General features: G+C 71.3%; 17 protein-coding genes and 1 pseudogene. 16 read left to right on the top strand and 2 right to left on the bottom strand.

Going from position 1 to position 23,225, the window contains the following annotated elements:
- Positions 1 to 8 precede the first annotated feature (8 nt).
- The 10 genes from ACZ7C5_RS06530 (at position 9) to ACZ7C5_RS06485 (ending at position 10,147) form a co-directional block, all read left to right on the top strand.
- Complete coding sequence (locus ACZ7C5_RS06530; protein ID WP_401091806.1) at positions 9 to 197, top strand: ferredoxin; 189 nt, start codon at positions 9 to 11, stop codon at positions 195 to 197.
- A gap of 3 nt (positions 198 to 200) precedes the next feature.
- Positions 201 to 1,421, top strand: a complete 1,221-nt coding sequence (locus ACZ7C5_RS06525; protein WP_470322136.1) for an NAD(P)/FAD-dependent oxidoreductase — start codon at positions 201 to 203, stop codon at positions 1,419 to 1,421.
- 88 nt (positions 1,422 to 1,509) lie between these two features.
- Complete coding sequence (locus ACZ7C5_RS06520) at positions 1,510 to 2,316, top strand: acetoacetate decarboxylase family protein (RefSeq protein WP_401091803.1); 807 nt, start codon at positions 1,510 to 1,512, stop codon at positions 2,314 to 2,316.
- A gap of 35 nt (positions 2,317 to 2,351) precedes the next feature.
- Positions 2,352 to 3,815: an aldehyde dehydrogenase gene (locus ACZ7C5_RS06515; protein WP_401091802.1), complete on the top strand. Its 1,464-nt coding sequence runs from the start codon at positions 2,352 to 2,354 to the stop codon at positions 3,813 to 3,815.
- Positions 3,808 to 4,743 carry a 3,4-dihydroxyphenylacetate 2,3-dioxygenase gene (locus ACZ7C5_RS06510; protein WP_401091800.1) on the top strand — a complete coding sequence of 312 codons (936 nt, stop codon included), beginning with the start codon at positions 3,808 to 3,810 and terminating at the stop codon, positions 4,741 to 4,743. Before ACZ7C5_RS06515 ends, ACZ7C5_RS06510 begins: the two co-directional genes overlap by 8 nt.
- Before the next feature lie 13 nt (positions 4,744 to 4,756).
- A complete protein-coding gene (locus ACZ7C5_RS06505) occupies positions 4,757 to 5,602 on the top strand; it encodes a fumarylacetoacetate hydrolase family protein (protein WP_401091798.1) in 846 nt (281 codons plus the stop codon).
- Between the two features lie 27 nt (positions 5,603 to 5,629).
- Positions 5,630 to 6,241 carry a TetR/AcrR family transcriptional regulator gene (locus tag ACZ7C5_RS06500; protein WP_470322135.1) on the top strand — a complete coding sequence of 204 codons (612 nt, stop codon included), beginning with the start codon at positions 5,630 to 5,632 and terminating at the stop codon, positions 6,239 to 6,241.
- 174 nt (positions 6,242 to 6,415) lie between these two features.
- Positions 6,416 to 7,864 carry an APC family permease gene (locus ACZ7C5_RS06495; protein ID WP_401091795.1) on the top strand — a complete coding sequence of 483 codons (1,449 nt, stop codon included), beginning with the start codon at positions 6,416 to 6,418 and terminating at the stop codon, positions 7,862 to 7,864.
- 79 nt (positions 7,865 to 7,943) lie between these two features.
- Positions 7,944 to 9,434 carry an aldehyde dehydrogenase gene (locus tag ACZ7C5_RS06490; RefSeq protein WP_401091794.1) on the top strand — a complete coding sequence of 497 codons (1,491 nt, stop codon included), beginning with the start codon at positions 7,944 to 7,946 and terminating at the stop codon, positions 9,432 to 9,434.
- Entirely contained in the window at positions 9,431 to 10,147 is a 717-nt protein-coding gene (locus ACZ7C5_RS06485; RefSeq protein WP_401091792.1) for a gamma-glutamyl-gamma-aminobutyrate hydrolase family protein, read from the top strand. Before ACZ7C5_RS06490 ends, ACZ7C5_RS06485 begins: the two co-directional genes overlap by 4 nt.
- Positions 10,148 to 10,196: 49 nt before the next feature.
- Here the strand turns inward: ACZ7C5_RS06485 and ACZ7C5_RS06480 are convergent, their stop codons facing one another.
- The gene (locus tag ACZ7C5_RS06480; protein WP_470322134.1) at positions 10,197 to 11,444 is read right to left on the bottom strand and encodes an MFS transporter; all 1,248 of its coding nucleotides are present in this window, start codon (positions 11,442 to 11,444) and stop codon (positions 10,197 to 10,199) included.
- 262 nt (positions 11,445 to 11,706) lie between these two features.
- Between ACZ7C5_RS06480 and ACZ7C5_RS06475 the strand changes: the two genes are divergently transcribed.
- From ACZ7C5_RS06475 to ACZ7C5_RS06455, 5 genes and pseudogenes are all read left to right on the top strand, one after another.
- On the top strand, positions 11,707 to 13,311 hold the full coding sequence (locus ACZ7C5_RS06475; protein WP_470322133.1) for a gamma-glutamyltransferase: 1,605 nt from the start codon (positions 11,707 to 11,709) through the stop codon (positions 13,309 to 13,311).
- A gap of 214 nt (positions 13,312 to 13,525) precedes the next feature.
- Complete coding sequence (locus ACZ7C5_RS06470; RefSeq protein ID WP_401091787.1) at positions 13,526 to 13,972, top strand: RrF2 family transcriptional regulator; 447 nt, start codon at positions 13,526 to 13,528, stop codon at positions 13,970 to 13,972.
- Positions 13,866 to 14,462: pseudogene (locus tag ACZ7C5_RS06465) on the top strand (MFS transporter); the annotation flags it as partial. The gene ACZ7C5_RS06470 and the pseudogene ACZ7C5_RS06465, both read left to right, overlap by 107 nt.
- Before the next feature lie 73 nt (positions 14,463 to 14,535).
- Positions 14,536 to 15,582, top strand: a complete 1,047-nt coding sequence (locus ACZ7C5_RS06460) for an MFS transporter (RefSeq protein WP_470322132.1) — start codon at positions 14,536 to 14,538, stop codon at positions 15,580 to 15,582.
- Positions 15,467 to 21,907, top strand: a complete 6,441-nt coding sequence (locus ACZ7C5_RS06455) for an RHS repeat-associated core domain-containing protein (protein ID WP_470322315.1) — start codon at positions 15,467 to 15,469, stop codon at positions 21,905 to 21,907. The genes ACZ7C5_RS06460 and ACZ7C5_RS06455 overlap by 116 nt, the downstream gene beginning before the upstream one ends.
- Before the next feature lie 56 nt (positions 21,908 to 21,963).
- Here ACZ7C5_RS06455 and ACZ7C5_RS06450 read toward each other — a convergent pair whose 3' ends face one another.
- Positions 21,964 to 22,314 (bottom strand): XRE family transcriptional regulator, encoded by a 351-nt coding sequence (locus ACZ7C5_RS06450; RefSeq protein WP_401091783.1) that lies wholly within the window; start codon positions 22,312 to 22,314, stop codon positions 21,964 to 21,966.
- Positions 22,315 to 22,846: 532 nt separating this feature from the next.
- Between ACZ7C5_RS06450 and ACZ7C5_RS06445 the strand changes: the two genes are divergently transcribed.
- Positions 22,847 to 22,984, top strand: coding sequence for a hypothetical protein (locus ACZ7C5_RS06445; RefSeq protein ID WP_401091781.1), 138 nt, complete (start codon positions 22,847 to 22,849; stop codon positions 22,982 to 22,984).
- Positions 22,985 to 23,225: the final 241 nt, after the last annotated feature.

Genomic DNA, 23,225 nt, shown 5'->3' with positions numbered 1-23,225 from the left:
GACCGGCCATGCAGGTCGTCGTCGACATGAACCAGTGCCAGGACCACGGCCAGTGCGTCTTCGCCGCCCCCGACGTCTTCCGCTTCGACGACGACGGACGCCTGGCGTACGTCGCCGACCCCGACGAGGCCCTGCGCGCCGACGTCGAGGAGGCCGCCGACGTCTGCCCGCTCCAGGCCATCCGGATCGAGGGCTGAGCCGTGACCGCACCCATCGTCGTGGCCGGCGCCTCCATGGCCGGGCTGCGCGCCGCCGAGCAGCTGCGCGCCGCCGGCTGGGACGGGCCGATCACCCTCGTCGGCGACGAGCCCCACCCGCCGTACAGCCGGCCCCCGCTGTCCAAGGAGGTCCTGGCCGGCAAGGCGTCCTTCGAGTCGCTCGCCTTCCGGCCCCGGCCCAGCGTCGCCGACGTGCGGTGGTGCCTGGGCAGCACGGTCGTCCGGGCCGACCTCGACGGCAGGACCGTCGGACTCGACGACGGCGAGACCCTGCCCTACCGCGGACTCGTGGTGGCCACCGGCACGCGCGCCCGGCGGCTGCGCTGCCCGGGCCCCGCCGCCGGACGGCACACCGTCCGCACCCTGGCCGACGCCAGGGGGCTGCGCGAGGCGCTGACCAGGCCGGGCGTGCGGGTGGTCGTGGTGGGCGCCGGCTTCATCGGCTGCGAGGTGGCCGCCACCGCCGTGGCCCTCGGCGCGGCCGAGGTCACCGTCGTCGACCCGCTGCCGCTGCCCATGGCCGGACCACTCGGCGAACTGCTCGGCCGGGCGCTGCTCGCCCGCCACCGGGAACGGGGCGTCCGCTTCGCGCTCGGCACCGGGGTGACCGCCTTCCAGGGCGAGCGCGAGGTCACCGGGGTGGTCCTGGCGGACGGCAGGGTGCTCGCCGCGGACGTGGTGGTGGAGTCGGTCGGCTCGGTGGCCAACACCGAGTGGCTCGAAGGCAACGGCCTGGACCTCACCGACGGCGTGCTGACGGACGGGCACCTGCGGGCCGGCGGCCGCCCGGAGGTGATCGCCGTCGGCGACGTCGCCCGCTTCCCCAACCCCAGGTACGACGGCGTCCCGCGCCGCGTCGAGCACTGGTCCATCCCCACCGACACGGCCAGGCACGGCGCCAGGGTGCTCGCCGCGCACCTCGCCGGCGCCGGCCACGGCCTCGCGCCGTTCGCACCGCTGCCGACCTTCTGGAGCGACCAGCACGACTTCCGGCTCCAGTCCTTCGGCGCCCCCGCCCTCGGCAGGGACGACGTGCGCGTCCTGGGCGGCGACCCGGACGGGGACGTCCTGGTCGGCTACCACCGGGCCGGCCGCCTGGTCGGCGTCGTCGCCCTGGGCGGTCAGAGCGCCGCGGCCGCCGCCGCCCGCTACCGCGCCGAACTGCTCCGGCAGCCCGCCGACGAGCAGCCTGCTCTCCAGTAGCTCGCTTCCCGGCAACCCGCTTCCGGGTAACCCGCTTCCCGGCAACCCGCTTCCCAGCAACCCGCTCCCACCGCGTAAGGAACCCCAAGTGGCCAGTGTCCGTGGATACTTCCACCCCAAGACGGCGACGGGCGCCTCGTCGCTGATCCCCTCGCCGCCGTGGCGCTACTCCGGCGACCTGCTCACCATCGAGTACCGCACCGACCCGGCCCGGGTGCGCGAACTGCTCCCCGAGCCACTGGAACTCGCCGACGAGGACCCGGGGGCCGTCGCGCTGATCTGGGCCGACTGGCAGTCCTGCTCCGCCTCCGGACAGGAACTCCTCGACCCGGTGCTCGCCCAGTACAAGGAGGCGTTCGCCGTCGTCCGCTGCACGTACCGGGGGCAGACCTACTCGCGCTGCGTCCACATCTGGGTCGACAAGGACTTCGCCATCGCCCGGGGACTCCACCAGGGCTACCCGAAGAAGCTCGGCTCCATCCACCAGACCCGCCCGCACCCGTACGGGCCCGCCCCGCGCATCGAGGCCGGTGCCCGGTTCGGCGCGACCCTCGCCGCCGCGGACCGGCGCCTGGCCCAGGCCGTCGTCACACTGCGCGAGCCGTCCGGGACCAACGGCTTCGTCAACAGCCACCCGATGGCCCACCACCGCTGGCTGCCCTCCATCGAGAAGGGCGGCGGCCTCGCCCTGGACGAGCTGGTCGAGTCCGGCGCCGCCGCCTTCGAGGCCGGACAGTCCTGGGTGGGCGACGCCGAGCTGGAGCTGTTCGAGGCGCCCACCGAGGAGCTGGCCCGGCTGGAGGTCCGCGAGCCGATCGCCGCCTACTACCGGCAGGTCGGCGTGGTGTGGGACGGCGGCCGGCTGCTGGAGTCGAACGCCTCCGGCGCCGAGTGAACCCGCGCCGCACCGACCACGAGGAGCCCCGAGACATGAGCGAACACACCATCACCGTCGCCGGAGTGGCCGTCGACACCCGGCACTGGATCGGCGGCGAACGCGTCGCCTCCGCCGGCACCTTCACCGACGTCTCGCCCGTCGACGGCGGTGTCCTCGGCGAGGTCGCCCGGGGCACCGCGGCGGAGGCCGCCGCGGCCGTCGCCGCCGCCAGGGAGGCCTTCCCCGGCTGGGCCGCCACCCCGCGCGAGGAGCGCGCCCGCGTCCTGCACGCCATCGCGGACGGCGTGGAGCGCCGGCTGGAGGACCTGGCCGTCGTGGAGACGGCCGACAACGGCGCCCTGCTGCGCTCCCACCGGCGCGGCGTCATGCCCAGGGTCGCGCACAACTTCCGGTTCTTCGCCGACTGGCTGCTGCGCCTCGGGCACGAGGACTTCGACACCCGCGGTCACACCAACCACGTCGGCTGGGACCCGGCCGGCCCCTGTGTGCTGATCACCCCGTGGAACGCGCCGCTGATGCTGGCCACCTGGAAGGTCGCCCCGGCGCTGGCGGCCGGCAACAGCGTCGTTCTCAAGCCCGCCGAGTGGTCGCCGCTGACGGCCTCGCTGCTCGCCGACATCGCCGCCGAGGCCGGGCTGCCGGCCGGCGTCCTCAACGTGGTGCAGGGGTACGGCTCCGAGATCGGCGACGCCCTCACCGCGCACCCGGACGTGCGCCGGATCAGCTTCACCGGGTCCGTGCCGACCGCCCGGCGCATCGCGGCGTCGGCCGCCGCCAACCTCACCCCGCTCAGCCTCGAACTGGGCGGCAAGTCACCGCTGTTGGTCTTCGCCGACGCCGACCTGGACCTCGCCGTCGACCTCGCGGTCGAGCAGTACGACAACGCCGGCCAGGTCTGCCTGGCCGCCACCCGCATCCTCGTCGAGGAGACGGTCGCCGAGGAGTTCACCCGCCGCTTCGTCGACCGGGCCTCCCGGCTGCGGCAGGGCGACCCGCGCGACGAGGCGACCGACATCGGCCCCACCATCCACCCCCGCCAGCTGGAGAAGATCGAGGGCTTCGTGCGGCGGGCGGTCGAGGCCGGCGCCCGGGCCGTGATCGGCGGCCACCGCAGGGAGGGCCAGTACTTCGAGCCGACGCTGCTCGCCGGTGTCGCCCAGGACTCGGAGATCGTCCAGGAGGAGGTCTTCGGCCCCGTCCTGACCTTCCAGACCTTCGGCGACGAGGAGGAGGCCGTGCGGCTGGCCAACGACACCCGCTTCGGTCTGGCGGCCACCGTGGCCACCGGTGACCAGGAGCGCGCCCGGCGCGTCACCGGGCGGCTGGTGGCGGGCACCGTCTGGGTCAACTGCTTCTTCGTCCGGGACCTGCGGGCCCCGTTCGGCGGCTCCCGCCACTCGGGCGTCGGCCGCGAGGGCGGCACCTGGAGCTTCGACTTCTACTGCGACCTCAAGAACACCGTCACCTCGCCGAAGGGGTGGCGGGACCATGGGTGAGATCGTCGGAGCCGGCCTGCTCGCCCACGTCCCCACCATCGTGCTGCCGGAGGAGACCAGGCTCCAGCTGAACGGGGGCAGGGACTTCACCCTGGTCTCCGGCCTGCGGCGGCTGCGCGAGGAGGTCTTCGGGCGCGCGGACTACGACACCGTCGTCGTCCTGGACTCCCACTGGGCGACCACCGTCGAGTTCGTGGTCACCGCCCAGCGGCGCCGGGCCGGGCTGTTCACCTCCGAGGAGCTGCCGCGCGGCATGTGCCGGATGCCCTACGACTACCCCGGCGATCCCGAACTCGCCCGCAGCATCGCCTCGTTCGCCGACCGGCACGGCACCTGGATCACCCCGATCGACGACGCCTACCTGCCGGTCTACTACGCCACGATCAACCTCTGGAAGTACCTCGGCGAGGGCCTGCCGGACAAGCGCTGGGTGACGATCGGCGTCTGCCAGACCGGCGACATGGAGGACCACCTGCGGCTGGGCCGCGCGCTGGCCGACGGCATCGCCGCCACCCCGGGCCGGCGGGTGCTGCTGATCGCCTCGGGGGCGCTGTCCCACACCTTCTGGCCGCTGCGCGAGCTGCGCGACCACGAGGACGGCGACCCGTCGCACATCTTCACCCCCGAGGCCAGGGCGGCCGACCGGGAACGGATCGCCTGGTTCAAGGAGGGCCGCCACGACCGGGTCCTCGACACCATGGACGAGTTCTGGCGGTACAAGCCCGAGGCCAGGTTCTCCCACTACCTGATGATGGCCGGCGCCCTCGGCGAGCAGGCCTGCACCGCGAAGGCGCGCCAGTACGGCGAGTACGAGAACTCGATCGGCACCGGTCAGGCGCACCTCTGGTTCGACCGCCCCGAGAACGGCTGGACGGGCACCGGAGCGCCCTCCTCCCGCACGCCCCGCAACCCCCACAGCCTCGTCTAGAAAGGCCCCCGCCATGCCCGAGTACCGCCGTATCCTCCTCGACGGCGCCATCGTCCGGACCGTGCGCGACGGCGAGGAACTGGTCGCCGGCGACGGCCGGCGCGTCGCGATCGAGGACGCCCACCACCTGCCGCCCGTCGAGCCGTCGAAGGTGATCGCCGTCCACCTCAACCACCGCAGCCGGGTGGAGGAGTTCCGGATCGGCCTGCCCGACACGCCCACCTACTTCCACAAGCCGACCTCCGCGCTCAACTCCCACCGGGGCGCGGTCGTCCGCCCCGAGGGCTGCCGGTGGCTCAACTACGAGGGCGAGGTCGCCATCGTCATCGGCCGCACGGCGCGCAACATCTCCCCGGAGGAGGCGGGGGAGTACATCGCCGGCTACACCGTGGCCAACGACTTCGGCCTCCACGACTTCCGGGACACCGACGCCGGCTCCATGCTCAGGGTCAAGGGCTCCGACACCCTCTGCCCGCTCGGCCCCGGGCTGGTCACCGACTGGGACTTCCGCGGCAAGCGGCTGCGGACCCACGTCAACGGGGAGGTCGTCCAGGACGGCTCCACCGACGAGATGACCTGGGACATGCACTACCTCGTCGCCGACATCGCCCGCACCATCACCCTGTACCCCGGCGACGTGCTGCTGTCCGGCACCCCGGCCAACTCCAGGCCGGTCCGGCCGGGGGACGTCGTGGAGGTGGAGGTGGAGGGCCTCGGCCGGCTCACCAACCACGTCGTCACCGGGCCGACCCCGGTGCGCACCGACGTGGGGGCGCAGCCCACGGAGTCGGAGGAGGTGCTGTCCACCGCGCTGGGCGGCGACTGGGAGTTCCGCGGCGTCAGGCCGCCGAAGCGGTGACCGGGACGCCCCGGTAGGGTCGACGCCATGACCGAGCCCGCCGAGTCCGCCGCGCGCGGCCCCCGCAAGCGCGTGACGAACTACGGGACGGGCCGGACGGCGCTGCTGGACGCGGCCGTCCGCGTGGTGGCCCGGGGCGGTCTGCGCCAACTCACGTACCGGGCGGTGGCCCATGAGGCCGGCGTCACCCACGGGCTCGTCGTGCACTACTTCGGCTCCCGGGACGCGCTGATCGAGGAGGCACTCACCCACGCCATCCACTCTTCGCTGAGCATCAGCGCGCTCGGTGCCGGCGAGGGCACGGCGGCCGACTTCGCCACCGGCCTCGTGGACATGGTCGAGACCGGGCCCGAGCTCCAGGCCTTCCAGTACGAGCTGCTGCTGGAGGCCCGGCGCAGGCCCGAGCTGCTGGCGCACCTGCGCGGCCTCTACGAGGAGTACTTCGAGGCCAGTCGGCGCGAGCTGGACCGCATCCTGCCCGGGCCGGTGAACCCGGGCACGTCCCGGCTGGTCTTCGCCGCGCTGGAGGGTCTGGTGCTGCACCAGCTGGTGTTCGGCGAGAGCGCGGCCACCGAGGAGGCGCTGGCGGCGCTCAGGAGTCTGCTGTCCGGGTCGGACGGAGAGCCGGACGGGCGCTGACCGGCGCTGCCGTGCCCTGACTGTGCTGCCGCGACCTGACGTGCCCTGACCTGAGCTGCCGGGCGCCGGCGGGCCCGTCTCCCGACCCCTTGTCAAACGGGTGAGCGCACCCCACGATGAGGCAATTCGTTTGACCTGAAACGATCCCCCACCCCTCTTTCGGAGGTGATCCCTGTGGACCGTCGGGCGACTTCCACAGCGCGGACCGAGCGGGACGCCCCCACAGCGACCACGCTCAAAGCCGACGCCCTGGGTGTCCTGGGCATCCTCTTCTTCGTCCTCTCCGGCCAGGCCCCGCTGACGGGCATCGCGGGCGCCGCCCCGATCTCGGTCGCCATCGGCAACGGCTCCGGCACCCCCGCGGCCTACGTGGTGGCCGGGGCGGTGATCCTGCTCTTCTCCGTCGGGTTCATCGCGATGGGCCGGCACGTCGTCGACGCCGGCGCCTTCTACACGTACATCGGCACCGGCCTCGGCCGGGCCGCCGGTGCGGGCGGCGCGAGCGTCGCGCTGTTCGCCTACTGCGTCATCCAGGCGGCGATGTACGGCCTGTACGGCTCGATCGTCAGCGCCCTCGTCGCCGACCACACGCCGCTGGACCTGCCGTGGTGGGTCTACACGCTGGTCACCATGGCCGTCGTGCAGGCCCTCGGCGCCGCCGGGATCGAGATGGGCGCGCGGGTGCTGGCCGCCTTCGTGCTCGCCGAGTTCGGCATCCTGCTGGTCTTCGGCCTGGTCACCCTGGTCAGGGGTGGCGGACCCGAAGGGCTCGGCGTGGCCGAGAGCTTCTCCCCGTCGGCGGCCCTCCAGGGGGCGCCGGGCGTCGCCGTGATGTTCGCGCTGGCGTCCATGTTCGGCTTCGAGGCCACCGCCATCTACGGCGAGGAGGCGAAGGACCCGAAGAGGACGGTGCCCAGGGCCACCTATCTCTCGGTGCTCGTGGTCACCGGCTTCTTCGCCCTCACCTCGTGGACGCTGATCTCCGCCCACGGCGCCTCGAAGGCACCGGCGGCGGCGGAACGGGCCCTGGCCGCAGGGGACTCGGCCGGCTTCGTCTTCGCCCCCGTCACCGACCTGTTCGGCGGCTGGATCGGCGGCGTCCTGCCGGTCCTGCTGGCCACCTCGCTGTTCGCCGGCGTGCTGACCTTCCACAACTCGGCCGCCCGCTACCTCTTCTGCCTCTCCCGGGACGGCCAACTTCCGGTACGGCTCTCCCGGTTGAACCGCCGGCACGCCCCGTCGGCGGCCGGCCGGGTGCAGACCGCCATCGCCGCACTCCTGGTCGCGCCCTTCGCGCTGGCCGGCCAGGACCCGGTGCTCACCCTCTTCTCCTGGTTCAGCGGACTCGCCGTCCTGGCGATGATGCTGATCTACCTGCTGACCTCGGTCTCGGTCGTGGTGTTCTTCCGCCGCAGACGGGTGGACACCCGGGTGTGGAACACCGTGGTCGCCCCCGTACTGGGCGCGCTCGGCATCGCGGGCGCCATCTGGCTCATCCTGGCCAACTTCACCACCCTGATCGGCGGGGCGGCGGGCACCGCGCTGTGGCTCGTCCTGTCGGTGCCCGTCGTCATGGCGCTCGGCGTGGCCAACCAGCGGATCCGGCAACGACGTTCCGGCTGACCCGCCCGGAGGGCGCGCGTCCCGAATCCGGGCGCGCGCCCTCCGCCTTCCGCTTCCCCCACGTGGTCTGGAGGACCGCATGACCCTCGCCACCCACGCCGACTGGCTCCGCCGGGCCGGGGCCTTCCGGCCCACCGGCGTGCATCTGATCGACGGCGCCGACGAAGCCGGCGGCGGTGACACCTTCGCCGTGGTGTCGCCCCGGGACGGCCGGGTGCTGGCCGAGGTCGCGGACGCCGGCGCGGCCGAGGTCGACGCGGCCGTCGCCGCCGCGCGCCGCGCCTTCGACCACGGCCCCTGGCCCCGGCTGGCCCCCGCCGACCGCGGCCGCGCCCTGCTGCGGTTCGCCGACCTCCTGGAGGAGCGGCGGGCCGAACTGGCGCTCACCGTCAGCCTGGAGACGGGCAAGCCGGTCACCGACGCCCACGACATCGAACTGCGGGCCGTCATCGGCACGTTCCGTTGGTACGGCGGCCTCGCCGACAAGCTCACCGACGAGTCCCCGCACACCGCGCCGGACGCCCTCGCCCTGGTCACCAGGGAGCCCGCAGGCGTCGTCGGCGCGGTCGTCCCCTGGAACTTCCCCCTCACCCTGGCCGGCTGGAAGATCGCACCCGCCCTGGCCGCCGGCTGCACGGTCGTCCTCAAGCCCTCGGAGAACTCGCCGCTGTCCGCCCTGCTGCTCGGACGGATCGGCCTGGAGGCCGGGCTGCCGCCGGGCGTGCTCAACGTCGTCGCCGGCGACGGACCGGTGGCCGGCCGGGCCCTCGGGCTGCACCCCGACGTGGACGTCCTCGCCTTCACCGGATCCACCGCCGTCGGCCGCCACTTCCTGCGCTACTCCGCCGACTCCAACCTCAAGCGGGTCTGGCTGGAACTGGGCGGCAAGTCGCCCAACATCGTCCTGCCCGACGCCCCCGACCTGGAACGGGCCGCGGCCACGGCCGCCTGGGGCATCTTCTTCAACCAGGGCGAGATGTGCACCGCGCCCTCCCGGCTGCTCGTCCACACCTCCGTCGCCGAGCAGGTCACCGAGGCCGTCGTGGCCCGCGCCCGCGCCCTGCGGGTGGGCGACCCGCTCGACCCCGCCACCGAGATGGGCGCCCTGGTCGGCGAGCAGCACCTCGGCCGGGTCCTCGGCCACGTCCGCACCGCCCTGGACGACGGCGCCCGGCTGCGCACCGGCGGCGCGCGCACCCTGACCGCGACCGGCGGCTGCTACCTCGAACCGACCGTCTTCGACCGGGTCGCCCCGGACAGCCGGCTGGCCCGCGAGGAGGTCTTCGGCCCGGTGCTCGCCGTCCTCACCTTCGACGGCCTCGACGAGGCCGTCGCCCTCGCCAACGCCACCGAGTACGGCCTCGCCGCCGGGCTGTGGACCTCCGACCTCTCCACCGCGCACAAGGTCTCCCGCGCACTCAGAGCCGGTACGGTCTGGGTCAACTGCTACGAGGAGGGCGACCTCACCGTGCCCTTCGGCGGAATGAAGCAGTCCGGCAACGGCCGCGACAAGTCCGCCCACGCCCTGGAGAAGTACACCGAACTCAAGACCACCTGGATCCAGCTGTGAACCACCGACCGCTGATCGCGATCCCCGCCCGCTTCGCCGCCTCCACCTCCGCGCTGCGGTACGCCGCCGAGGTCAGCGCCCGGGCCCTGACCGAGGCCGTCTGGCGGGCCGGCGGCGAGCCCGTCACCCTGCACCCGCACGCCCCGGGCGGCGTCGCCGACCCGGCCGAGGTGGCCGCCAGGCTCTCCCGTTTCGACGGGCTGCTGCTCCCCGGCGGCGGCGACCTCGCCCCGCACCGCTACGGAGCGTCCGACGCCCACGAGGCCGTCTACGACGTGGACGCGGAGCAGGACGGGTTCGACCTGGAACTCGCCCGGCGGGCTCTCGCGGACGCGGTGCCGCTGCTGGCGGTCTGCCGTGGACTCCAGGTGGTCAACACGGTCCTGGGCGGCACCCTGCACCAGGACATGGGCGGCCCAGGGCGCGAGCACCGGCACCTGCGGCACCCCGTCCCGCTCGCCCCCGGCTCCGCCGTGGCCCGGATCACCGGCGCCGCGCGGGTCGAGGCGTCCTGCTACCACCACCAGCACGTGGACCGGCTCGGGGCGGGCCTGGCCGTCACCGCCCGGGCCGCCGACGGAGCCGTCGAAGCCGTCGAACTCCCTGAGCACGACGGCTGGTTCGCGGCCGTGCAGTGGCACCCGGAGGACACCGCCGACGAGGACCCGGCCCAGCAGCGCCTCTTCGACGCCCTGGTGCGGGCCGCAGGCTGAGCCGTCGCGGGGAGGGCTTCGTCCGGGAGTTCTCCGTCGGCGTCCGATGCTACGGGTGGCCGGACAGCGGCCGGCAGGTCTCGCGGTCCGCGGCCTCTGCCTTGGCGGCCCCGGCGGACGCTGCGGGCCCGTGGTGCGGCCGGTTGCCCGCCGACAGGACCACGACCGCGGCCAGCGCCGCGACTCCGGACAGTACGGTGAACCCGGTCGAGAAGGCCGCGACCTGTGCGGCGACACCGAGCAGCAGGGAGCCGAGGCCGGTTCCGGAGTCGTAGCCGATGTTCCAGGCGACGGACGTGGTGTGCCGGTTCTCCGGCCCGGCCTCGTCGAGGGCCCGCACCAGTGTGATGCTCTGCAGCCCGCCGTACGCCGCCCCCAGCAGGACGAGACCGGTCAGCAGCCCGGGGAGCGGGGGCCGCTCGGAGCGGACGGCGAGGGCGATCAGCGCGAGGCCGGCGCAAGCGGCGACCAGGAGGGCGCAGGTCAGCGGGCGGGGCGCGAAGCGGTCCGCCAGGACTCCACAGACCCAGCGGGCCCCCGCGGCGACGGCGGTGAAGACGAACAGCGCCGTCGCCGCCAGGGCCGGGCGGCCGGCGAACTGGGGCGTGAAGGTCAGCACGGCACCTCCGGCCGACGTCACCAGCAGCAGGGTGGCCAGCGGCAGCAGGATGCGGCGGAGCACCGTGGCGGTGGCGGCCGTCCTTTCCGGTGCGGGCGGCGCGGTGCGGGCTTCGACCGCGCGTCCCAGGCCGCGGGCGAACGGCAGGCCGAGGACGGGCAGCGCGCCGCAGGCGATGACCGCGGGGAGGGGCAGCGCCGCGGCCAGCGCCGGGGCGGCCGGCGTCAGCACCGTCTGGGGCAGGGCGAGGGCCAGCCCGTACAGGCCGATGGCCGCTCCCTGGCGCCCGGGGGGAGCCAGGGTCGCGGCGGCGGTGGAGCCGCACACGGTGAGGATGCCGAAGCCGAGCCCCCGCGGGGCGGTGGTGAGCAGGATCGCCCCCAGGCCGTCGCTGAACGCCTGCACCGGTGCGGGCAGTCCGAGCAGCAGGGCGCCCAGGGCGAGGGTGCGCGACCAGCCCAGCCCGCGCAGCGCCGCCCTGACGAGGAGCTGGGCCAGCACGGTGGTCGCCATCAGCGTGGCGGTGACGAGTCCGGCGCCGAACGCGTCGGCGCCTCCGTGCACGGCCCACTGCGGGGAGACGGGCAGCAGGAGCGCGAAGCCCGAGGCGCAGGAGAGCGCCAGCAGGAGCAGGTGCGGCATGCCGGGGGCGGTTGCGACGGACGTCCTACGGGGCACGCCCGGATCGTACGCGCCCGTGGTGCCCCGCGGTACGGGGCGTACCCGGTCCGACGGCGGCCCGACGCGGGCGACGGCCGGGCCTGATGTCCGGATCGCGTCGTTCCACCCGCTCCGCGCAACCGGAATCGTGGATTTCGGTGGATGGTGGTGACGGGCGTGACCAACCCCTCCGGCCTTCACCGGCGCATCTCCGGAGCCGTATCCCTCCTGTCCCACAGCCGCACGACGACGGACGACGACGAATCACGAAGGGGCCGACATGAACCACCCAGGCGCGGTCGCCACTCCCCACCGGACCGCCACCGGGGCCGCCGAGTCGGTCCTCGCAGACGGAGGCAACGCCGTCGACGCCGCCCTGGCGGCCGCCGCGGTCCTCACCGTGGTCTACCCGCACCAGTGCGCGATCGGCGGCGACGCCTTCGCACTCGTGGGAGGGCCGGACCACGAACCGGTCGTCGTCAACGGCAGCGGCCGCAGCGCCCGAGGGTGGCGACGGGCGGACCACCTCGACGCCGGCGGGCAGGTGCCGGTGACCGGCGCCAGGAGCGTGACGGTGCCCGGAGTCCTCGACCTCTGGCAGCAGTTGGCGGACCGGTGGGGAAACCGTCCGCTCGGCGCGGCCCTCCTCGCCGCGGCCGGGATCGCGGCCGAGGGGTTCGCGGTGGCGCCCGGTCTGCGCCGCGGCCTGGAGCACGAGGCGGACGCCCTCGCCGCCGATCCCGGCGCCCGTGAACTGTTCCTCCCCGGCGGCGAGTTGCTCCGGACCGGACAGCACGTGACGCTTCCGCGGCTCGCCGACAGTCTCCGCACCCTGGCCGCGGAGGGGACGGGGGCGTTCTACGCCGGAGCCCTCGGCGCGAGCGTGGTCGCCACCCTGCGGGCGGGCGGCAGCGCGCTGGACGCCGAGGACTTCGCGGCGCACACCTCGTCCCTGTCCGCGCCGCTCGGCGCCCGCTTCGCCGGCGAGGAGTACCTCAGCTCGGGAGGGAACAGCCAGGGCCGCTTCTTCCTGCGCGGACTCGTGGCCCTGGAGGTGATCCGGCAACGCCGGGTGCGCGTCCCCGACGCCCTGGGGGCCGAGGCGGCACCGGTGGGGCGCGTCCTCGCCCTGTGTGCCGCGGAGCGGGACCGGCTCCTCGGCGATCCGGGGTTCTCCCCGGACCACGGCGACCACGGCGAGGTCGGCGATGTCGGCGAGGTCTCCGATCTGGTCGAGGCCGCCCTCGGGAGCACCCCGATCCACCGGCTGCTCTCCACCCGGGCCGACGGCCGGCCGCCGCACATCCCCGCGCGCGCCTCCGGGGACACGGTCGCCATCGTGACCACGGACGGCGAGGGCCGGTGGGTGTCCCTGATCCAGAGCGTGTTCCACACCTTCGGGTCGGGCGTCGTGGACCCGGAGACCGGCATCCTCCTCCACAACCGGGGCGCCTGCTTCAGCGGCGTCGCCGGGAGCCCCAACGAGATCGGGCCGGGCCGACGGCCGGCGCACACGCTGATGCCGGTCCTCGTTCGCCGGGACGGCCGGCTGGTCGGCGCCCACGGCACCAGGGGCGGCCGCGCCCAGCCCCAGATCCACACCCACCTGGCACTCAACCTCGCCGCCGGTCTCACCGCGGGCGAGGCCGTCGCCCGGCCCCGCTGGATCGTGGGCCGGCTGACGGCCGGCGCCCGCCCCGGCGAGGACGGCTTCGGCATCGCGGTGGAGCAGGGCGCCGGCGACGCGGCAGCCGACGGCCTGCGGGCCGCGGGCTTCCACACGACCGCACTCGCCGCCCTCGACGACGCGGCGGGCCACCTCCAGGTCGTGCGCGAGACCCCGGACGGCCCGCGCGCCGCCTCCGACCCGCGCGCCGACGGCTGAGAGCCGCCGGCGGCGCACCACTGCGCGTGGCCGGGGCCGGCAACGCCATGGCCTCCCTGGGTGCGGCGACCGAGGTGTCGTTCCGGCGGATGCCCCGTGCTCCGAACACGTCCCTCGAACGCCGGGGCGTCGCCGCCGGATTGACACCTGATTCAAACTGCTACTAGCGTCGTTACAGTTGGATCGGCGGGGCGTCCGTCGCGAAGGGGGAGTCGTGAGCATCAGCAGCAGGAGCGCGGTCGCGATCCACGCACTCACCATGCTGGGGCGCTGGGATCGCTCGCTGACCTCGGTGGAGATCGCGGAGAGCCTGGCCGGCAATCCGGTGCTGGTGCGGCGGATCCTCGGCAGTCTGCGGGATGCCGGCCTGGTCCGGTCCACCGAGGGGCGCAACGGCGGCTGGTCGCTTGCCCGTCCCGCCCGCGAGATCACGCTCTACGACGTGTACACCGCCGTGGAGGCGGGGCCGATCCTGTCGCGGCACCCGCATCCACCGAGCGCCGAATGCGAGGTGGGGCGGAACATGCAGAAGCTGCTCGAGGCGGAGTTCCAGGATGCGGAGCGGGCCCTGGAAGAACGGCTCGGGCGGACGACGATCGCCCACCTCGTCCGGCAGGTGCGGGACAGTGAGCGCGAGGCCGTGCAGCACGTCACCGACTGACCGATGGCGGAGGCAGTGTCCTCCGCCTTTCTTGTGCCCTAACTGTAACCATCACGGTGGCGGAAAGCCACCCGAAGGGCCTCCTATGACTTCCACGTCGACAACGACCGGGCAGACCGGCTCGGAACTGGGCTTACTGGCCGTGCTGATGCCGGCGATCCTCGCCACGGTCACGGCCAGCGACATGGTCAATCTGATGCTTCCGACGATCGGGTCCGAGTTCCGGGCCTCCGAGGCCGAACTCGCCTGGGTCGTCACCGGCTTCCTGCTGATGTTCTCGGTCGGGATTCCCCTGTACGGCCGCATTTCGGACCGCGTGAGCCTGCGTCGTCTCTTTGCCTTCGCGCTCCTCACCTACGCCGTCGGGAGCCTGATCTGCGCGATCTCCCCGAGCCTGGCCGTGCTCGTGGCCGGGCGGATCGTGACGGGCATCGGCGCGGCCGCGATCCCCGTGCTCTCGGTCCTCGCCGTCACGACGCTGCTGCCGCCGGAGCGGCGCGGTCCGGCTCGACCTCCCCGGCGGCGTACTCCTCGGCCTCGGAGCCGGTCTCGTCCTGTTCGGCATGACCCGGGCGCAGGTCTCCGGCTTCACCGACCCCCTGTCCTGGGGCAGCCTCGTGGTCGCGATCGCGGCGCTCGTGGTCTTCGGGGTGCGCACCGTCCGGGTCGACCAGCCGTTCGTTCCGCCGGCGCTGTTCACCCATCGCGTCTACCGGACTGACATCCTCGTCGCGTTCCTGGCCATGGTCGTCAACCTCGGCGGTCTGGTGTTCGTCCCGCTGCTGCTGGTGGAGGTCAACGAACTCACCCCGGGCCAGGGCGCCTTGGTCATGATCCCGGCCGGCGTCGTGACCGCGCTGCTCTCGCCGTGGATCGGACGCCTCGCCGGCCGCGTCGACACGCGGGTCCTGGTGCTCTCCGGGCTCGGCCTCATCGGTCTGTTCTCGCTGTTCCTCTCGGCCTTCACCGGCGGCTCCTCGGTGGTCTTCGCGGGCGTCGGGATCCTCGGGCTGAGCATCGGCTTCATTCTCGTGATGACCAGCATCATCGGCGCCGCGGCGAGCGAGCTGCCCCCCGAGCAGGTCGGTGCCGGCCTCGGGATCCTCCAGGGGGCCCAGTTCCTCGGGGCCGGTACCGGCCCCGCCGTGTTCGGCGTGCTGGTGTCCGCGAGGCAGCAGGGCGCCAGTGACGCAGTCAACCCCCTCTACTGTGCTGAGTACGCCCGACCTGCCCCAGTGCCGGCAACAGACCCCGGTTCCGTCGACGGTGGACGCCGCCACCGGAGTGCTGAGCGCGGAGGTGAGGCTACCGAGCGCCGTGTCCGGCGCTCCGGCTGCGCTCTCCGCGGGCTCGTCGCCGGCCGGCTCCCCGGTGGTGCTGACGGCTGCCCCGACGGCCGGCGGCCCGCTGGGGAGCTACTCGGCCTCCCCGATGACGCCGTCGGCGTCGTGGGGGGCGGGCTCGAACATGGGCAACTTCACCTACTCCTACCCGATCGAGACACCGGCCTCGATCGGCGGCGCGTCGGCCGAGGTGGGCCTCTTCTACGACTCCTCGTCCGTCGACGGGAAGACTTCCTCGACCAACGCGCAGTCGTCCTGGATGGGTGAGGGCTGGGACTACCGACCCGGCTACATCGAGCGCAGCTACAAGGGCTGTGCCAACGCCGGCATCGCCAACTCCGGGGACCAGTGCTGGGCAGGGCAGATCGCCTCACTCAACCTCGGCGGCCACTCGGGCGCCCTGGTGCCCGACAAGACCGGTACCTACCGCCTGCAGCACGACGACGGCACCCGGATCGAGCGACTCACCGGTGCCGCCAACGAGGCCCGCAACGGAGAGTACTGGCGCGTCACCATCACCGACGGCACGCAGTACTACTTCGGGCTCAACCACCTGCCCGGCGGCAACCACAGCGATCCGGCAGCGAACTCCGTCGACTACCAGCCCGTCTACTCCCCGAACAGCGGGGACGACTGCTATGACGCGGCCAAGGGCACGTCCTCGTGGTGTCAGGAGGGATGGCGCTGGAACCTCGACTACATCGTCGACCCGCACCAGAACCTCACCACCTTCGCCTACAAGCAGGACGTCAACTACTACAGCCGGGGCGGGGGCCAGAACAGCGCCTCGGGCACGCTGACCCCCTACGTGCGGGCCGACCAGGTCACCGAGATCGGCTACGGCCAGCGTCTGCCCGACCAACTCGCGGCCAACGGCAGCGCCAAGCCGGCCGCCAAGATCGTGTTCAGCACCGAGGAACGATGCAGTGCCTCGGGCAAGGTGACCTGCACCCCGGCCGAGCGTGTCGTCGCCAACCAGTTGAACTGGCCCGACACTCCGCTCGACCAGGCCTGCGCCTCCAGCGGCGCCTGCACCAACTACTCGCCCACCTACTGGTCTCCGCTACGCCTGTCGAAGATCGCCACCCAGGTGCTCACCGGGTCCACGTACACGACGGTCGACACCTGGGACCTGAAGTACGCCTTCCCCGCTCCGGGGGACGAGACCAAGCCGTCCTTGTGGTTGTCCTCCATCACCCGAACCGGAAGCAACGGTCAGCAGCCGATCGCCCTGCCGGCGGTCACCTTCACGCCTCGTCAGATCTCCAACCGGGTCGACGGCCTGGCGGTGGCCGCCCCGATGTTCAAGCGCCCTCGGATCCAGCAGATCACCACCGAGACCGGTGGCCAGATCAACGTCGTCTACGCCGAGTCCGAGTGCAGTCGTACGAGTGGCCACATGCCGGCCTCCGCGGACGACAACCAGATGGCCTGCATGCCGGTGAAGTGGCACCTGCCCGGGTCGGACTCGCCGGACCCGGTCAGCGACTGGTTCAACAAGGTCCTGGTGACGGACGTCACCGAGCAGGACTCCATCACCGGCACCGACCTCATCAAGTCCACGCACTACGCCTACGGCGGCGGAGCGGCCTGGCACCGCAACGACAGCGAGCTCGTCGACCCCAAGACCCGCACCTGGGACGAGTTCCGCGGCTACCAGACCGTCACCACCACGACCGGTAGCGGCAATGCGACCGAGGCACCCCGGACCCAGGCCGTCAGTACCTACCTGCGCGGGATGAACGGGGACGCGACCGGCAGCGGAACCAGGAACGCCTCCGTCTCCTTCACCCCGTACCCGGGCGCGGCCACCGTGACCCACACCGATGACCAGTGGCTCGCCGGAACGGTGCTGGGCAGTCAGACCTACGACCGGGCCGGCGGTTCCGTCGTCTCGGCGAACTCCACCTTCACCAGTGGCGACGTCGTCACCGCCACCCGCAGTCAGTCCGGAAACTTGCCGGACATCGTCGCCCGCTTCGGCGCCACCAAGGTCACGGAGAAGAGCTGGGGGCGCCTGGCGGACGGCACCTGGCGCACCACCAGCAGGGTCCGCACGTCGGACGCCGACCCCGACCACGGCAACCGCCCGCTCCAGGTCGACGACCAGGGCGACGGGACCTCCGCCGCACCTGAGACCTGCACCACCACGAGTTACGCCAAGAGTGCCGACCCCATGATGGTGATGCTGTCCTCGGGGACGCTCACGGTGGCCGGCCCGTGCACCACCAAGGCCGGTACGGCCACGACCATCGCCGAGTCCCGTGGCTACTTCGACGGCAAGCCCTTCGGCGAGGCACTGGCGACCGGGAACCAGACCTCCTCCTGGACAGTCGACCACTACGACGGCAGCGGCCAGCCGGTCTACACCCAGCTCACCGCCACCACCTACGACGACTACGGGCGACCGGTCTCCGTGACCGGGCCGGACGGGGCCGTCACCACGACCGCCTACACCCCGGCGACCGGCTCCCTACCCGTCAAGACCACCGTCACCGGGCCGATGGGCGCCACCTGGGCCACCAACCAGACCGTCGATCCGGGACGCGGCCAGCCCTTGGTCGCCACCGACGAGAACGGGCGCGCCCTCACCCGGAAGTACGACGCCCTCGGCCGGATCGTCGCGGTGTGGCAGCCCGAGCGGCCCACCAATGAGGCTGCCAACTACGTCTTCGAGTACGCGGTCAACGGCATCACTGCGCCGTCCACCGTCACCTCGAAGTCCATTCGTGAGGACAAGAGTTACAACGTCCAGACCGAGCTGTACGACGGCTTGGGCCGGATCCGGCAGACCCAGCGGAGCACTGCCCTGGGCGACGACGGCCGGCTGATCACCGACACGGCGTACGACTCGCACGGTTGGCCGATCAAGTCCTCTGCGGCGCACTACGACCCCAAGAGCCAGCCGAACGGCACGGTGTTCGTGTCGCAGGACTCCCAGGTGCCCGCCCAGACCTGGGTGACGTACGACGGCCTGGGACGTGCCACCACCAGCGCTCTCGTCTCGTACGGACATCAGCAGTGGGCGACCACGACCGCTTACCCCGGCGTCGACCGCACCGACACCACCCCGCCCGAGGGCGCGTTCCCTACCAGCGTGTTCACCAGCGCCCGGGGCAAGACGACCCAGTTGTGGCAGTACCGGACGCCCACGCCGACCGGGGTGGCAGCCGACGCGGACGTCACCTCGTACGCGTACACGCCCAGCGGCGAGGTCGCGAAGCGCACCGACTCCTCGGGCAACTCCTGGTCCTACGTCTACGACCTGCGCGGCCGCAAGGTCAGCTCGACCGACCCTGACACCGGCACGTCACTGACCACCTACGACGCCGCCTCCAACGTCGCGTCCACCACGGATGGCAGGGGCAACGTCCTCGCCTACTCCTACGATGTTCTCGGACGCAAGACCGGCATGTACGCCGGGTCGGTCAGCCGCGCCAACCAGCTCGCGGGCTGGACCTACGACACGCTGCCCGGGGCCAAGGGCAAGCCCGTCTCCTCGACCCGCTATGTGGGGGGCGCCGACGGCGGCAAGGCCTATACCCAGGCTGTCACCGGCTACGACACCGCCTATCACCCGCTCGGCACCACGACGACCATCCCGTCGAACGAGCTCGAGCTCGCGGGCACATACACCACAAGCAACAAATACTCGCCCATCCTTGGTTCTCTCAAGCGCACCGAACTGCCGGCCATGGGAGGTCTGCCCGCGGAGAGCGTCGCGTACCTCTACCTCAACACCGGTCTGATGATCACCTCCGGCGGCAACAGCACCCTGGTCACCGACGTCCAGTACGACGAGGAGGGGCGACCGATCGTCACCACCGTCGGTGACATCGGCACCCAGGTGGTCTCCACCCAGCAGTACGACGCCGCGACCGGCCGCCTCATCAACTCCTACCTGGACCGACAGCTCGGCACAACCACACTGGACCGGACCTCCTACACCTACACGCCCTCCGGCCGGATCACCTCCGTCAGTGACCTGCAGAACGCCACAGGCACCGACACCCAGTGCTTCACCTTCGACCACCTCGGGCGCCTGACCAACGCCTGGACGGACACCGGAGGCACCGTCACCCGACCCAGCGGCAGCTGGTCGGACACCAGCGGCAGTACCACCGGCAGTGGCGCCCCCACCTCGGTCCCCGGCATCGGCGGGTGCAACAACGCCAACGGCCCGGCCGTCAGCGGAAACCCGGCCAAGCCATCGGTCGGTGGTCCTGCTCCCTACTGGCAGAGCTACACCTACGACGCCACGGGCAACCGCACCGGCCTGACCCAGCACGACCCTGCCGGCGACACGACCAAGGACGTCACCACTGTCCAGACCTTCGGCGCTCCCGGCTCCTTCAATACCAGGACCAACGCGCCGAACACGGGTGGCGGCACCGGCGGTCCGCACGCGCTGCTGACCAGCACCACCACTTCGTCCGCCGGGACGAAGAAGGCCACCTACCAGTACGACGCGCTCGGCAACACCACGGCCGTCACCGACACCACCGGCACCACCACCCTGACGTGGGACGGCGAGGACAAGCTCGCCTCGGTCACCAAAACAGGTGAGGCCGAAGGTACTTCGTACCTCTACGACGCCGACGGAAACCAGCTGATCCGGCGCAACCCCGGCAGCACCACGCTCAACCTCGGTGCCGACGAACTCACCCTGGACACCAAGTCCCCGTCCCGGTCGATGTCCGACGTGCGCTACTACAGCGCGCCCGGCGGCATCACCATCACCCGGGTCACCGCGGCGACCGGCGGCGGCAGGATCGTCTACCAGTGCGCCGACCCGCACGGCACCAACGGCGTTCAGATCGACACCGGCGCGGCCCAGACGGTGTCCCGTCGTCCCACCGATCCGTTCGGCAACCCGCGCGGCACCCAGCCCGACCCCTCCACCTGGGCCGGCGACAAGGGCTTCGTCGGCGGCACCCTGGACCCGTCCACCGGGCTCACCAACCTGGGTGCCCGCGAGTACCAGCCACTCACCGGACGCTTCCTCAACCCCGACCCACTGCTCGGCGACTCCGATCCCCAGCAGTGGAACGGATACGCCTACAGCAACAACGACCCCATCAACATGAGCGATCCCAGCGGCCTCTATGGCAGCTGGTGTACCAGTCAGGAGTGTGCCGAACAGACCACCAAGAGCTCGGCCTCCTTCTGCGCCACCCTGGAGTGTGCCGAACAGACCCGAGGTACCGATCCGGGGGCCTTCCCTCCCACCACCGTGAGCAATGGTGCGGGCAGCGCGGGTAATGGCGGCAGCAACGGTGGCGGTGGTGGCGGCAGCGGCGGCGGCGGCGGCGGAGGAGGAGGAGGAGGAGGAGGCAACGGCCGAGGAACCAAGAAGTGCGGATCGTGGACGTCCCTTTCAGGGATCGGCTGCCACGCCAGCAACGGAGCCAAGCGCGCCCAGAACTTCACCACCGACCATCCGGTGGTCCGTGAGATCGTCGTCGCGACCGTCACCACCATTGCGGGCGTGGTCTGCTATGGGGGCGGGGCCGTCGGCGGTCTCGCCACCGGTGGCGCCAGCGCGGTCGCGGCCGGTGCGGTATGCGGCGGGGCAGTAGCGGCGCTCGGAGCCGGACTGAACAACATTCTGGACGGCAATGCAGACCATTCGACCAAGGCGCTGTTGACGGAAGAGGCGACCGCGGCAGCCAACGGAGCCGCCTTCGGCGCACTGGCTGCCCGTCTGGGCGCGGGGGCGTGTAACAGTTTCCCCGCCGGGACCCAGGTCCTGCTCGCTGACGGAACGACCAAGGCCATCGACCGGCTGGCTGTCGGTGACCTGGTCACGGCCACCGCGCCCACCACTGGCGAAACGATTCCCCAGCCCATCGTCGCCACCATCACCACCCCCGACGACCAGGAGTTCACCGACCTCACCATCGAGGCCAAGCCGGGAGACCGCGCCCCGCCGGCTGTCCCCTTCGCCCCGGCCCAGACCCTCACCACCACCTGGCACCACCCCTTCTGGGACGTCAGCACCGACCGCTGGACCGACGCCTCCCAGCTCACCCCCGGCGACCAGCTCCGCCAGCCCGACGGCAGCACCATCACTCTCACAGCCGTCCGCAACTACCACCAGGCCGACGAGGTCACCTACAACCTCACCATCGACCAGCTCCACACGTACTATGTGCTGGCGGGTTCCTCGCCCATCCTCGTCCACAACTGCGATCTGAGCGCAGAGCAGACCAGGATGTATCCCACGGGGCGCCCTGGCGCCGACACTACGCCGCAGGCTCCCCTCCGGGAGGGCGATTTGGTGACGAGGGGAGGAAATCTCCGGGAAGGCGAGTACACCTACGTAGTGATGCCGGGTGGTTCAGTGAGGGCGTTTCACGAAAGCATCTACGATGCCGAGGTTTGGGCGGGGCATACGAGCCTATCTGGCGGCATGCCTGTATCCATGGCCGGCACATTTAATGTACTGGACGGATCCATCGTAAAATTTGGCAACTTCTCTGGCCATTATAGGCCGGACGGGGAGGGGATGGAATTGGTGGCGCGAGGCGCTCTGAACAGGAATGGATTCGACGCGAGTGGAGCAGCCTGGGATCCATTTAAATTTAAGTGAGTTCCCGCTCGTCTGCCCTGCCTGCCTGGCAGGCGGGGCAGACGCTTGGCTCGGGTTTAATCTTCCGACTTTAGGTTTCGGGCGAAATCGATCAATTGCCGAATCTTCTCGTCTTCCAGTGAGCTTGCGATCGAAACAAGCTCGCCGATTTCCATCGAATTACGGTAGGGTTTGGCAGGGCTTGAGGGTTGCCTCGTGGAAAGGTTGGCAATTACGAGCAGATCGACCTCGGAGATTTGCAATGCCGGCGCGATGTCTTTCATTATTTCCGGCGATGGTGGAATGCTTCCATGGAGCAACTGCAAAATGGTAGATTCGGCTCGCGCCGATGCTCGGCTAATACTTCGAGGAGACAATCCGCGGTTGTCCATGAGGCCCTGCAGGATGTCGGCAAACCGTTGAGTCATTCTTGTAGCTTACTGAGTAAACCAAGTCTGGCGCCAGGGTCCAGGTGTGAACGTCGCTGCGTTGGTGTGGCATCCAGCAGTGGCCGCAACATCGGTGGACGTCTGCTGGGGCCGGTGGTTCGTCGGAGCCATCATCGGTATCCACGGGTCTCGTTGAGATTATCGATGGATTGGCGGTCTGGATGGATGGGGGCGGGGTCTAGGGGGTCGATCACGGCGAGTGTGTCAGTTTTGACCGGTTGCGCAGGATCACTGCTTTCTCACGTGCAGGGCTGGCGCTCGACTATATTTACCCCTCTGGCCAGACGCGGCAGATCAGGTTTGACGGACTCGGTGAAGTGAACGGCGTACTGATTGGCCGTAAGATAGCCGTCACAACGTTCAGCAAGTCGTGCGGGCAAGCCTGCTAGCCAACCCCTGGCGCTTGAGTGGAGCGGCTGCGCAGGCCGGTGGGAGCTCCAACTGTTGCCGCGGCCATGAGGGCGCGGAAGATTCTTGGAAATCTCTTGATCATTCGAGTGAGAGTGGTGCCATGATGAGCGTGAACAAGGTCCTGGCGCAGGCGTTCTTCAGCATTGCCGTGTCGATCGACTTGGCCGACGATGAGGGAATCGATCCCGATGTCGCGATGGGGATCCTCGAACCGCCAGCCGTCTTCTTCCAGGGCTGACTGAAGAAGATCGACAGTAGGTTTGCTCCTTGATTCTGGAGAGTGCGGAACAGGAAGAGGGTGTTGACCGCAGGAGTGCGATCATTGGACTTCCTGAGGCCATTGGAATTATCGACTAGGGTCGATCTCGATGGAATCATTCGGTCTGGAATTTTGGTTTAGTGGGCGCTATTCCCGCATTCCGAGATTGCTCTCAATGCTCCCTGTTAAGAAACCATCTCAAGGCACGACGAAGCCCTCC

This window comes from Kitasatospora sp. NPDC036993, assembly GCF_055607525.1.
Note: the sequence above shows the minus strand (reverse complement) of the source record. Positions and strands in the feature narration are given on the sequence as shown.